Annotated in this window: 11 protein-coding genes; 5 read left to right on the top strand and 6 right to left on the bottom strand. The window is 53.3% G+C overall.

Annotated elements, in window-relative coordinates; translation table 11 throughout:
• The first annotated feature begins 10 nt into the window (after positions 1-10).
• Positions 11-604, top strand: coding sequence for a YdeI/OmpD-associated family protein (locus AC4G46_RS23165; RefSeq protein WP_491124780.1), 594 nt, complete (start codon positions 11-13; stop codon positions 602-604).
• A gap of 4 nt (positions 605-608) precedes the next feature.
• Here AC4G46_RS23165 and AC4G46_RS23160 read toward each other — a convergent pair whose 3' ends face one another.
• Together AC4G46_RS23160 and AC4G46_RS23155 are read right to left on the bottom strand one after the other, a co-directional pair.
• Complete coding sequence (locus tag AC4G46_RS23160) at positions 609-1,931, bottom strand: sugar phosphate nucleotidyltransferase (RefSeq protein WP_491124779.1); 1,323 nt, start codon at positions 1,929-1,931, stop codon at positions 609-611.
• Positions 1,932-1,943: 12 nt separating this feature from the next.
• A complete protein-coding gene (locus AC4G46_RS23155; protein ID WP_491124778.1) occupies positions 1,944-2,759 on the bottom strand; it encodes a DUF6492 family protein in 816 nt (271 codons plus the stop codon).
• 213 nt (positions 2,760-2,972) lie between these two features.
• Between AC4G46_RS23155 and AC4G46_RS23150 the strand changes: the two genes are divergently transcribed.
• Positions 2,973-3,728: a YheC/YheD family protein gene (locus tag AC4G46_RS23150; RefSeq protein ID WP_491124777.1), complete on the top strand. Its 756-nt coding sequence runs from the start codon at positions 2,973-2,975 to the stop codon at positions 3,726-3,728.
• 95 nt (positions 3,729-3,823) lie between these two features.
• Here AC4G46_RS23150 and AC4G46_RS23145 read toward each other — a convergent pair whose 3' ends face one another.
• The gene (locus tag AC4G46_RS23145) at positions 3,824-5,317 is read right to left on the bottom strand and encodes a DHA2 family efflux MFS transporter permease subunit (RefSeq protein ID WP_491124776.1); all 1,494 of its coding nucleotides are present in this window, start codon (positions 5,315-5,317) and stop codon (positions 3,824-3,826) included.
• Between the two features lie 237 nt (positions 5,318-5,554).
• On the opposite strand from AC4G46_RS23145, the gene AC4G46_RS23140 reads away from it, so the two are divergent.
• Positions 5,555-6,118: a TetR/AcrR family transcriptional regulator gene (locus tag AC4G46_RS23140; RefSeq protein ID WP_491124775.1), complete on the top strand. Its 564-nt coding sequence runs from the start codon at positions 5,555-5,557 to the stop codon at positions 6,116-6,118.
• Positions 6,119-6,147: 29 nt separating this feature from the next.
• On the opposite strand, the gene AC4G46_RS23135 is transcribed toward AC4G46_RS23140, so the two are convergent.
• Positions 6,148-7,116 (bottom strand): bile acid:sodium symporter family protein, encoded by a 969-nt coding sequence (locus AC4G46_RS23135; RefSeq protein WP_491124774.1) that lies wholly within the window; start codon positions 7,114-7,116, stop codon positions 6,148-6,150.
• A 150-nt stretch (positions 7,117-7,266) separates the two neighbouring features.
• Between AC4G46_RS23135 and AC4G46_RS23130 the strand changes: the two genes are divergently transcribed.
• The gene (locus AC4G46_RS23130) at positions 7,267-8,340 is read left to right on the top strand and encodes an LCP family protein (RefSeq protein WP_491124773.1); all 1,074 of its coding nucleotides are present in this window, start codon (positions 7,267-7,269) and stop codon (positions 8,338-8,340) included.
• A gap of 98 nt (positions 8,341-8,438) precedes the next feature.
• Here AC4G46_RS23130 and AC4G46_RS23125 read toward each other — a convergent pair whose 3' ends face one another.
• Positions 8,439-8,984, bottom strand: coding sequence for a hypothetical protein (locus tag AC4G46_RS23125; protein ID WP_491124772.1), 546 nt, complete (start codon positions 8,982-8,984; stop codon positions 8,439-8,441).
• A 1,236-nt stretch (positions 8,985-10,220) separates the two neighbouring features.
• On the opposite strand from AC4G46_RS23125, the gene AC4G46_RS23120 reads away from it, so the two are divergent.
• The gene (locus tag AC4G46_RS23120; protein ID WP_491124771.1) at positions 10,221-12,101 is read left to right on the top strand and encodes a beta-glucoside-specific PTS transporter subunit IIABC; all 1,881 of its coding nucleotides are present in this window, start codon (positions 10,221-10,223) and stop codon (positions 12,099-12,101) included.
• 9 nt (positions 12,102-12,110) lie between these two features.
• Here the strand turns inward: AC4G46_RS23120 and AC4G46_RS23115 are convergent, their stop codons facing one another.
• Positions 12,111-13,154, bottom strand: a complete 1,044-nt coding sequence (locus AC4G46_RS23115) for an AraC family transcriptional regulator (RefSeq protein ID WP_491124770.1) — start codon at positions 13,152-13,154, stop codon at positions 12,111-12,113.
• Between the last annotated feature and the right edge of the window lie 57 nt (positions 13,155-13,211).

The raw sequence follows: 13,211 nt of genomic DNA, 5'->3' as shown, positions 1-13,211 counted from the left end.
AGAATAATACATGGCAGACAGCAGATCCAACCCTAAGGTTGATTTTTTCTTTAATAAGGCAGGGCAGTGGCAGGAGGAATTTGCGGAATTACGGACAATTATCCTGGATTGCCAGCTGACCGAGGAATTGAAATGGGGAGTGCCCTGCTATACATTCGGCAAAAGCAATATTGTCCTGATCCACGGCTTTAAGGAATACTGTGCTGTGCTGTTTGTGAAAGGGGCCCTGCTGCAGGACCCCGAGCAGATTCTGATTCAGCAGACGGAGAAGGTGCAGGCGGCACGCCAGGTCCGCTTCACCGGGGTGCAGGAGATAGAGACACTTAAGCCTGTCCTGTTCGCCTATATCCGTGAAGCTGTAGAGAATGAAAAAAACGGATTAAAGGTGGAGATGAAGGAAACTGCGGAATACGCCGTTCCAGATGAGCTGCAGGCCAAATTTGCTGAAGTTCCAGGTCTGCAGGATGCTTTTGAGGCGCTGACACCGGGCCGGCAGCGGGCTTACCTGTATCATTTTTCCGGGCCCAAGCAGTCCAAGACACGCATTTCAAGAATTGAGAAATATACGCAGGCGATATTGGACGGCAAGGGCATCAATGACTAAACGGCTATTGCGTGTAGATTGACTCCCCATCTGCTTCACTGAGCGTCCGGATTTCAATCAGCTCCATTGCGGTATGGGCTCTGATTCCGTGCTGCTCCTCCCGGCTGATGGTGAAAGAATCGCCGGTGCACGCCGCGGTGTACAGCCCGCTGCGCAGAATTTCTCCATGCCCGGATATAACGAGCCAATGCTTGCGGGAAAGGCTGGTCGTCTCAGGCAGTTCCTGATCCGGCAGGATGGACAACTTAATGGTCAGTATCTGCTGCGGGCCGTCGGCTGTCCGGTCCAGAATAGTGTAGCTCCCCCAGCTGCATTCCCCGTATCTCGGTCCGGCCGCGTTCTGCTGCACAATTTCTTTAACTGCATTCGCTTCATGCTTGCCGGCAACCAGAATGCCCTCGGGGCTTGCTGCGGCGACGATGCCGGGCACGCCAATCACATGCAGCGGAATGTTCAACTCGTTGATGATTACGGAATCCGGGCTTTCTCCCCAGATTCCGCCTGCGCCGGTTACCGGCTGCTGCAACTCTGCGCTCAGGGCTGCCCAGCTTCCAAGATCGCGCCACTCCCCCTCGTGCCGGAGTACAACTGCCTTGCTGCTGCGCTCAGCAATTTCCTTGTCGAAGCTGAGCACCGGCAGGCCGGGATAGCTGTCAATAAAAGCCGCCAATTCGGCAGGCAGTCCCATGCGCTCCAGTTGTGACAGCATGAAGCTGAGCCGGAAGCCGAACACCCCGCAGTTCCAGAGTGCAGATGCCTGCAGCAGCTCTTCCGCCCGGGCGCGGCCGGGCTTTTCTTCAAAGGAAATAACCGTAGCACAGCCGCCGGCTGTTTCCTCTCCGGGGACTATATAGCCGTACTGGTCGGAAGGATGGGCAGGCCTTGTCCCGAGCAAGGCAAGCTCGGCCCCTGAAGCTGCCAGGACCTCAGTGAACCTGTGGAATAATTGAAAAAAGGCATCATCCGCGAACATATCAGCCGGAGCCACGCATATCGTGTCCTCCGGCTTTGCTGTTCCTGTCGTATACAAATGAAGTACTCCCAGGGCTGCGGCAGTAAACGTGCCGCGTTTATGCGGCTCCCCGATGACCGGATAGCGATTCCCGGTGTAGCGCCGGACAAGGGCTGCCTGATCCTTATGCGTTACAAATAAGACCGATTCACCAAGCCCCGCCCGGCCGAGCTGGCGGCATACCCGCCCGATCATGGATTCGGTTCCGCCATCCGGTGCGGGGAGAAGATTCAGGAACATTTTGGAGCGGATGACGCCGGACAGCGGCCACAGCCGCTGCCCGGAACCGCCGCAGAGCAGAATGGTATGCTGCATGGATAAACCTCCTTAATGCTTGCCGGGAATGGAATATCCCTTGCGGTGATGAAAAGACAAGGAACGGTAGGTCCGGGCCAGCTTGCGGATTTGTTTTTCCCCGAGGCTGCCCGCCGGACTGTGCAGTGATTTATTGTTTGCCATTCTCAGCAGCACAGCGCCGCGGTTTTTGCTGTATACATAGTTAGCGTAGGTTTCAAATTCTGAGAAGCCAAACTGCCTTTTCTTGTTGATGCTGCGGATAATTGCCGCATGCCAGGGCAGGCTGTGGCGCGCTTCGATCGTTCTTTTCAAGGCGGCCAGCTTCTTTTTTTCAAACAGCATATAGTGGGTCACAAAGGACTTGGGCGAAGGCGCAGTGCTCCCGAGCAGCTTCCGGTAGGTACGGAAATATTCCGGCTGGCTCCAGTTCCGGCAATAAAATACGGTCTTCCCTGATGAGCGGAACCGGTGAGGGCGGATCAGCACCGTATCTGCATCAATAACGAGAAAAAAGGACTCGCGGCAGATATGATCACCGTTCATTTTCAGCAGCTGCTGATATAGCCAGCCGGACCGGTTCCAGCGGGCGGAGGAATAATGGATGTCCTGTTTAGTGAACGGCAGAACAGTGGTTTCATCGACGAAGATACAGCCCTTGCGCGCACACAGCGCCCTGATTCTGCTGCTGGCCGGTGAGACGATATAAATATGGCTGATAGGATGGAGGACATGACGGCGGAGGCCGTCGATTACAAAGGGAAGGGTTGCCAGATCCTTTTCAATGGCCGGGATCAGGACGTCTATTGCGGGACCGTTATCGGCTCCGCCTGCTGATAATGCTGACATTCCAATTCATCTCCCGTACGATAATTGACAGCTTAGCGTCTGCACCAGAATATGCTCTCCGGACACGATATGACCGGGTCAAACAGGCTGTAAAATTATTCTCAAGCTTCACGGGACAGATGGTTATTCAGCTGATGCCGAGGCGGCATAGGATGCACTGAGATGTTATTCAGGGGAAGACTGACTGTCTTTCCCGGACAGGAGAGTGCAGATGTGAAAGCAATCAAGACTAACCTTCCGCAGAGTAAATGGCTTAAAACGAAACTGCTGCTGCAGAGCGGTTTCGTTAAACGCTATATTCCGGACACCCGGCGGTTCACGAAGCGTAATCTGGAGCAGATGATCTACAGCTATGGAATGATCTATGTCAAGCCGGAAAGGGGAACCTATGGAAACGGGGTAATGCGTGCTGAACGCGGAGAACGGCAGGGCTTTACGTACCAGTATGAGGAAACAGTCCGCCATTTCGATACGTTCGAGGCTTTTCATAAGAGCCTGGTGAAGAAAACGGGCGGCAGAAGGTATCTGATTCAAAAAGGCATTCACCTGCTGAAGCATAACAGCCGCCGCTTTGACATCCGGGTGATGGTGCAGGTAAGTCCCAAGGGCGTCTGGGAAGCTACAGGCATCATCGGCCGGCTGGGACATCCCCGCAAAATCGTGACGAACTACCACAGCGGCGGAAAACCGATGGCTATTGAAACGCTGCTCCACAGCCATCTGTCCCCGCGCCGGCTGGCGCAGCTGACAGAGGAGCTGAATGTGCTTGGTGTGCGCATGGCAGTGCACATGCAGAAAACGTATCCCAAGATGCAGAAGATTGGTGTTGATATCGGATTGGACCGGTCGCTGACTCCGTGGATCATTGAGGTTAACATGAATCCGGACCCGTATATTTTTAATCAGCTGAAGGACAAATCCATGTATAAAAAAGTAATGCGGTACCGCCGGTTTCAGCTGAAAAAATAATAGTCCGGACGGCAAAAGAGCTCAGCGGGATTTCTTCCGCTGAGCTCTTTTTGTATGCCGCTATCCGCCGTGCGGGGAGCGCCATGATCCAGGCTTCAGGCGTTCTCGGTAACAGCCTGCTTGAGCGGCTGGCCGGCTTCTTTACCGGCGGCCGGCCCGACCTTCTTGATAAAGAAGGAGAGGAGCAGGCCAAGGACGCCAATGCCGACAATGACCAGATAGGCATCGTTAATCCCCTGGATGGAAGCTTCCATAATCATGTGCTCCTGCGAGCCGCCCTGTGTGCTTCCGGCAGCAAGCATCTCCTTCATGTGTGCGGTTGTGCGGCTGGTCATTACCGTAACCAGCAGTGAGGTTCCGACAGCGCCGGCCACCTGTCTGGTTGTATTGGATATGGCGGTACCGTGGGCGTTCAGCTTCGACGGCAGCTGATTCAGGCCCAGGGTCTGAATCGGCATCAGAAGCAGCGCCATCCCGATCCGCCGGCCCGTGGACATCAGGACCAGGTAGGTGAAGCTGGTCGAATCGGTCAGGTTCACGAAGCCGAGTGTCGTGATGATCATGATCAGCAGGCCGGTGACCGCCAGCCATTTCGCGCCGAACCGGTCAAACAGCTTGCCGGTAACCGGCATGAGCAGTCCCATGATCAGTGCACCGGGCAGCAGCAGAAGGCCGGATTCCAGCGCCGTGTAGCCGCGGGCATTCTGCAGATACAGCGGCAGGAGCATCATATCCGCATACATTACAGTGGTGACGGCCACGCTGATAAGCGTAGTCAGGCTGAACATGTTGTATTTGAAAGCGCGCAGATCAAGCAGCGGATTCCGGGAAGCCAGCTGCCGCCACACAAACAGGCCCAGCGCGACAATTCCTGTACCCAGTGTCAGCAGAACCTCCATACTTGACCATCCGCTGCTGGCAGCCTGGCTGAAGCCGTACAGCAGCATGCCGAATCCGATGGTGGACAGGACCACGCTGATCAGGTCAATTTTGGGATAGGTACGCTCCGATACATTGCGCAGATAAATAAATCCGCAGACGATGACAATGAGTGTCAAAGGAATCATGCCGTAGAACATCGTCTCCCAGCTGTAATGCTCGAGAATATATCCGGCCAGTGTCGGCCCGATCGCCGGCGCAAAAATAATCGCCAGCCCGACCATACCCATCGCCGCGCCGCGCTTTTCCCGGGGGAACAGGGCCAGTATGACATTGGTCAGCAGCGGCATAATAATGCCTGCCCCGGCTGCCTGGATCATCCTTCCGGTGAGCAGTACAGGGAAGCTGGAGGCCAGCGCCGACACAACCGTCCCTGCCAGAAATACAAACATGGACGTCTGGAAAAGCTCACGGGTGGTGAAGCGCTGCATCAGGAAGGCTGTAATCGGGATCAGCACCCCGTTAACCAGCATATAGCCGGTGGTCAGCCATTGGGCTGTTGCCGCCGCAATGCCGAAATCCTTCATCAGTCCCGGCACAGCAACGCTCATCACCGTCTGGTTCAGTGTTGCCAGAAAGGCACCCAGAATCATGATGAACAAGATGGGGCCTTTTTTTATGGAATTGTCTGTTACTGCTGCTGTACTCATTTCACTCCATCCTTTCCGCTCTTCAATGTTGCATGGACTTAATTTACAAAGTGTTGTATAGTTTACAAGGCATAAAACAAATTATAGTTGAAATTTTCATGTAATCAAGCAACGTTTTCAGAAAAAGTGTAAAGTAATTGACGGTCTGCAGCGGACTGTAGCCTAACTTGATCATAAGAGACATTTTAATGAAAATTGTAGTGTTCCTTTTTAAGCTGAAGGAGTGGAGAGAACGGGATGGATAATGAAACGCAGCGGACAGATCCCCGGGTAGTGCGTACGCGCCAGCTATTGAAGAATGCGCTGATCGAGCTGCTGGAGGAAATGGATATCGAAAAAATCTCGGTGAACCGGATTGCAGAACGGGCGGGGATTAACCGGGTGACCTTTTATCTGCATTACAGGGATTTGCCCGATATGCTGGAAAGAATGGCTGATGAGATGGTGGAGGATATTCATAAGGTGGTCAGCAGTCATCCCGAGCAGGCGATGGGGGAGGAGTGGCCGCTGCTGGAGAGTCTCTTGAAGCATATTGAGGCAAATGCCCGGCTGTACAAGGTAACGCTGACGTTCAGGCATAGCACGATTTTTACGGACAGGCTGGTAAAATTGATTGAGGATATGATTACATCACGGCTTGCGCGACAAGGGGGAAATCGGGAGTCTGAGGTACAGCGGGATATTGCGCTCTGGTACGGCTCTGCGGCGCTGATCGGTACGGTTGTCAAGTGGCTCCGCAGGGACATGCCGTATACCCCTGCGTATATGGCCAGACAAATTACACTGCTGCGTTCACGTTAACCGCTCCCGTACAGGGACGGAAGCGGCGGTTAGGCCGCCGAGGTCCGGTCTGCCTGATGGCTGACTCTGGAACGCCGGCCGAGGATGAATCCGGCGAGTGAAGCAAGCAGCTGCTGGAATACCATCCCAAGGACAACGGGGACAGCAACCGGAGCAGGGAAATAAGATACGGCAAGCACGGCACCGGCGCTGATGTTACGCATCCCGCCGTTGAAGATCAGTGCCACCTCATCGGCCTCATTCCAGCGCAGAACCTTTGCGGTCAGGAAGCAGAGAACATAGCCGGTGGAGGCCATGAACACGATTACGGCCGCCAGACCAACCAGCTTGAGGTCAATGTTGGCGAGATACGGCGAGATAACCGAGCCGTTAATCATAATGACAACAGCCATGAATACCTTGGAGAAGGGATTCAGCCGCGGGCTCCAGACCGGCGCGACTGCTCCTTTGCTCCATTCATTAAGCATCATTCCAAGCAGTGAAGGGACAACAATCATCCAGAACAGGCTGCTCATCATCGCCCATGTATCCAGCTCCACATTCGTTCCGATCAGTACAGACAACACTCCCGGAACGACAAAAGGCGCAAGCAGGGTATCAATCAGAATAATAGACAACGTAAGGGCAGTATTGCCCTTATAGATGCTCACCCATATAAAGCTGCTGACCCCGGTCGGGATGACCGCTGCCAGCACCAGGCCGGTAATGGTGAACTGATCGGTATAATACAGCAGATTTCCGAGTCCGAAAGCGACCAGCGGCATCGCAATGTGAAGGATAAAGAGACAGACGAATAAGGGCAGCGGTTTTTTGATAACATTCACAAAATCCCTGACGCCAAGGCTGATGCTCCCGGCAAACGTCATAAAGGCGAACAGCCAGGGAGACAAGTAAGTATAAGGGGTGAGCGCACTGCCGCACAGCACACCGGTAAGAACACTCAGCGGGGTAATCAGCGGCATCATCCGGTTAAGCACACGGTTCAGTTTGAGAAGCATGTCAGGACATCCTTTTTTGTAAGTTCCCCCTATTATACACCTTTTGCCGGATGGTGCATGTGACACTATACTTTTGAGGACCTCTGCCGGCCTATGGTATACTAATTAACAACTTATAACAGTTAATACATAGCAAGCAGGAGGAAGGGAATGGAGCAACGGAGCAAGAAAAGGAAAGCGCAGCTCGGCAAAGCACGCAAACGCAAGGCGCTGATCACCACGACTGCAATACTGGGTACATGTCTGATTGCCGGTGCTGTATATGCCGGAACACTGTATTTCAAGGCAGAGCGGGCATTGGACCGGATTTCCGCTTCGGGCACAGCCCCGGTTGAAACGGCTGGTCCGGCATCACCAGCCCCGGAGGCTTCGGCTGCTGCAGATGCTGCTGCCGAAGAGGAGAAGAACAAGCCGCTTACGTTCCTGCTGGCAGGGGTCGATAACAGAAGCGGCAGCGGCGGGACGATGAATACGGATGTCATTATGCCGGTTGTCTATGAGCCTGCCACCAGACGTCTGTCCATTTTATCTATTCCACGGGACATGAAGATCACCAGCAGTGATCTTGGTACGCATAAGGCGAACTATTATTATGCCTATTATTATGCCCACAACAAGGGCGAGGATTTGCAGAAGACGAGAGAGTTCTACGGCAGCCTGCTGCAGATGGACATTGATCATATGATCCTGGTGAATTTTGCGGCCTTCAGCAGCATTGTTGATGAGCTGGGCGGGCTGGATATTGATGTGCCGATGGATATGCGGTATGTGGATAATGCGGACGGCACTAATATCAATCTCAAAAAAGGGATGCAGCATCTAAACGGCAAGGAGGTGCTTGATTTCGTCCGCTACCGCAAATCGAACCGCGGTACGGCAGAGTCCTCCGATTTCTCCCGCAATGAACGGCAGCAGGAGGTGCTGAACCTGATCCTGGACAAGCTGGATTCGGTAAGCGGCATTACCAAGTGGGGCGAGATCATTGATATTCTGGGCGATAATATCCGTACGGATATTGATAAGGATCAGCTGGTCAGCTGGATTATGAACTACAAGACGATGAAGCCTGCAACAAGTGAGCTGATCACGCTGGAATCGGTATGGAAGAGCCCGTACGTCTATGCGAACGAAGAGGATCTGCTGGAGAAGCTGGAAAAGCTGCGCAGTCCGCTCGGTCTGCCTGCACTCGATAACAGCCGGCTGCTTCATGATTTTGGGCTGTAACAATAGTGCTTTTCCAAGAGGAAACACAAGATAAGGGAGCTATTCTCCATAAGCGGAGAGTAGCTCCCTTTTTTTCAAATTCATATTAATTGCGGCGTTTAACCCTTCTTCCGGTGGTGCCGGGCAATGGTTGCAATCGTTATTATGCCTATCACTACTAAGCCTCCGATGGTCCAGGCATCAATAGGGGTACGGTCTGCTAAGGAACTGTTATCTGCGGGCTGCTGTGGAGCAGGCAGCAGTGCAATCTCCTTATTCTGCAAATACTCCGGCCCGGCAGCATTACTACTGATTACGGCGGAAGGCGAGCATAGCGGATTTTCCCACTCTCCGTCCGTCTGCTTGAGATAGAACAGGTAGTCTTTGCCCGTCTCGCTTGGGCCGTTAAGCGCACCCCAGGTGATGTTTTCCTTCAGGATGAGCGAACGCTCCGTTATTGCTTTGAAGCTCCGATTAACCGTGATATGGATCTCATTGGAATCGTCGTTACTCCGGGATACCTTATCGACATGTCCGATGACGATGCCGTCGTAATAATCATACGCTTGTTCAACCGTCGGCAATTGGGCGCAGGATAAGGCAAAGGAGCTGCCGGCAGGCAGAAAGAGCATTATTAAAAGAGCAAGCAGGGCTGCTCTGAGCATATATATTCACCTCCGTGATACTTATCTGACGGTTGCCGGAGGGGAAAGGTTGCAGCGGGGAAAGACTGTTTGAAGCAGGCGTAAACAGCGAATACGCCGCGGACAACGTAAATAGGTCAACCCCGTAAACGCCGCTCCCCCGCAAGCGCCGTAACCCCGCAAGCGCCGTAACCCCGCAAGCGCCGTAACCCCGCAAGCGCCGTAACCCCGCAAGCGCCGTAACCCCGCAAGCGCCGTAACCCCGCAAGCGCCGTAACCCCGCAAGCGCCGTAACCCCGCAAGCGCCGTAACCCCGTAACCCCGTAACCCCGTAACCCAGGTCCCTCAGTAACATCCACTTTTTCTAACGGACACCAGAGCCGTTATTTGTGGAAATCGGCCTGTTTAATCAGGCTAACGGACCGTAATGCTCTTATTACCAGCCTGACAGTGCGTTATACGCGGAAAAATGGGAAATAAGGTCACTGGAGTCCGTTAGCCTGCAGAAACACACCTGTTGCTGCAAATAAGCGCATCTGAGTCCGTTAGCCGGACCGCTGGTATTAATATTACTTAACTTCGCAACAACATATTGTGTTTAGAACACCGAAGTATCAACCGAGTCCTGCCATCCATGAGTTCAACTGCTGCAGGTGAGTTTTTTAGCGCGTACCCGAATTTTGCAGCCACTATGTCCACACGACACGCACACCTCAGCTCTATAAGCTACTAATCATTCCCGCGTCCGGCCTACAGCCACACTACGTCCACACGCCACGCATACCTCAGCCCTATAAGCTACTCTCATTCCCGCGCCCCAGCCTATCTGCACACTACGTCCACATGCCACGCACATCTCAGCTCTGTAAGCTACTCCCATTCCCTCTCTTCAGCTCCTGTCCACACACCACTGCCACATACCACCCACACAACCGCCCCGCACACCACTCCAACCCTTGCCAATGCTGCTCAATCGCGTGCAACCGCTTCACCAAATCTTAAGTTTGGTAAGTATATTCATTAAGAACTGACGATACTTTACGCTGTCGCTGTTTGTTATCATATTCGTGTAAGGGGATTCAAGGGTAAAGGCCTAACCCGGCGGTCCCGGTTTTAGGAAGGAATGTAAACGCTCTACGAAAGTAATGCTTCGCACAAAAACATGGAATATTTGGCATACTGGAATGAGAGGCTTTTATACTCAGGGCCGTGAATTCCTTTTATCCGCTTTTTTTTCAGAATCAGGGAGGGTCAACTATGGACAATCAGAGCTTAGCCCGGGAGATTATCCGGAATGTCGGCGGCCGGAGCAATATCAGCCATCTGGAGCACTGCGTCACCCGGTTAAGATTTACGTTAAAAGATGAATCCGCCGCCCAGACGGACACGATCAATAATCTGGACGGCGTTATGACAGTGGTCAAAAGCGGCGGCCAATACCAGGTTGTCATCGGCAACAAGGTAAAAGAGGTCTATAAAGAGGTCACGGACCAGCTCGGCGGAGCGGCCGTGCCTAATGATACGGAATCAGTGCCATCGGGCAAAAAGAAAAATGCCTTTAACCGCTTCGTCGATGTAATTGTCGGCATTATCTCACCGATCATCGGCCTGCTGGCCGCTGCCGGGATTATCAAAGGGATGCTGGGGCTGGCGACTGCGCTGGACTGGCTGTCGGCAACAGACGGCACCTATATTTTGCTGAATGCGCTCGGAGACGGGCTGTTCTATTTCATGCCGATTATTGTCGGCTTCTCCGCGGGCCGGAAATTTAACGGCAACCCGTTTATCCCGGCAGCTATCGGCGCCGCGCTGGTCTATCCGTCAGTCATTACCGCCTATAATGCGGGTGACAGTCTGACTTTTGCCGGGATTCCGGTTGTGCTGGCGAGTTATACCTCGTCACTGTTTCCGATTATTCTGGCCGCCTGGGTTGCGGCGAAGCTGGAGAAATGGTTCGAGCGCAAGCTTCCCGCCTCACTGCGGCTGTTCTTCGTACCGCTCTTTACCATTCTGATTACCGGGATTTTGACCTTCCTGCTGGTAGGGCCGGTACTGACGGAAGCAAGCAGTCTGCTGGCAGATGCGACCATGTGGATTTACAACCTCAGTCCGGTTATAGCGGGTGTTGTGCTTGGCGGGCTGTGGCAGCTGATTGTCATCTTCGGCCTGCATTATGCTTTTATCCCGGTGCTGATCAACAATATTACAACGCTTCATTATGATCCGGTGAATGCGATTCTGAGTGCCTCTGTATTTGCCCAGGTAGGTGCGGCGCTTGGGGTGTTCCTGAAATCCAGAAATGCGAAGGTGCGCAGCATTGCCGGTCCGGCCGCCATATCCGCCTTTATGGGTGTGACAGAGCCGGCGATTTACGGGATCTCGCTGCCGTACAAAAAGCCCTTTGTCATGGCGGGCATTGCCGGGGCTGTAGGCGGCGGTATTACTGCGGCGATGAGTGCGAAGATGTTCGGCTTCGGCGGCGGGGGGATCTTTGCAGCACCGATGTTCATCAATCCTGCAGGGCTCGACAACAGCTTCTATGCCTATGTCATTGCAAGTGCGGTGGCCGTTGTTATCGCAACCGTGCTCACCTATCTGTTCGGCTTCAAAGACAAACAGGAGACTCCAGCAGCAGCTCCGGCAGTATCCGGGGCAAGCAGCACAGCACCGGCGGCGGGTACAAAAACCCAGGTCTACAACTCCATTCAAGGGACGATTATCCCGCTCAGCGAGGTGCCGGACGAAGCCTTCGCAAGCGGCGCGATGGGCAGCGGCTACGCCGTCATTCCTTCGGATAATAAGGTTTACGCGCCGTTCGACGGTACGGTAGTTACCGTGGCGAATTCCAAGCATGCCGTTGCAATTGTGTCAGACGACGGTGTGGAGCTGCTGATTCATATGGGGATTAATACCGTTAAGCTGAAGGGTGCGCCGTTTGAGCTCAAGGTCAAGGAGAATGATCGTGTCCAAAAAGGCCAGCTGCTGGCCATTGTCGACTGGAACATGATCCGGGACAACCAGTTCGAGGTGACGACTCCGGTTATCGTGACAAATACAGCTGAGCATGAATCGGTTGAGCTCAAGGCAGACCGCAGCCGCGAAGCCAAGACAGGCGAGCTGGTTCTCAGCATCCGCTAAAATACTGCACTACCGGTGCTGCTTGCGGTAATCGCTCGGCGTCTGGCCGTAGTACGCTACAAATTTTTTGTAAAAGAAGCCGAGATTGTTGTAGCCGACCTCACCGGCCACCTCCTCCACCGTAAGCGAAGTATTGGTCAGGAGGAGGCCGGCGCTGGTCATCCGCTGAATCTGCACAAGCTCCTTGAACGTTCTCCCGGTCGCTTTTTTCAGATAGGCACTAAAGTAATTGGGATGGAAATTGAAATGCTCGGCTACGGAAATCAGGGTGACGTCTTTATAGTGATCCTCCAGATATTTCAGGATTTCGATCAGATTGGCCCTGCCGGCTTCATCGCCGTAGTCCTTGTCCTGACCGCCCTGGAACGACTGCAGCAGCTTGCTGAACACAATGACCATATAGGATTCGATAATCTCCTTGGAGCAAAAGCCCGGATCAAACGTTTCGCACATCAGGCTCTCCATCGTCTCCCTGAACGAGATTTCATTGCCGGTATGAAAAATAATATGGCGGTTGTGATTATGAATCTGCGAGATCGCATTCACGATGAAATTGGAAATGATCCCGGTCGTCGCCAGCCTGCTCAGAAAACCTGTGGTGAAGAAGGGCTTCAGCATAATGAGGTTGATGATGATATCGTCCTCGGTCGTTTCGAGAATGGTATGCGGCACGTTGGTGTCGAGCATACACAGATCGCCCTCCCGCAGGGTGACGTGTTTGCCGTCGATAATCTGCTTGCACTGGCCGGAGTAGACGTAATTGATTTCCACGTAGTTATGGATATGCATCGGAATTTTACTGTAACGGGAATGCTGGCGGATCGTCATCTGGTTAATGTGAAAAGAGTTGGTGGAGTTGGCGGGAAATTTGGAGTCTCTCCAGCCTTGAGTGGAATAAGGGTCCAGATCAAGAATGTACACCGGGCCTCCGGTGATATTCACGGTCCGGTTCATTTGCTCGAATATGAGCAGGCCCTTGTCAGGATCTTTCCGGTGACGGTGCTCGCTCTCTGATAGCTCGTATAGCCGCCGCCTTAATTCATCTCTCTGCATGGCTGCAGTCCCCCTTTATTCAATAACTATATGAAGTTAAGTTTGGTAAGTCAAATC

Source organism: Paenibacillus sp. fava2, assembly GCF_058313675.1.
This window is presented reverse-complemented; position numbering and strand designations above follow the sequence as displayed.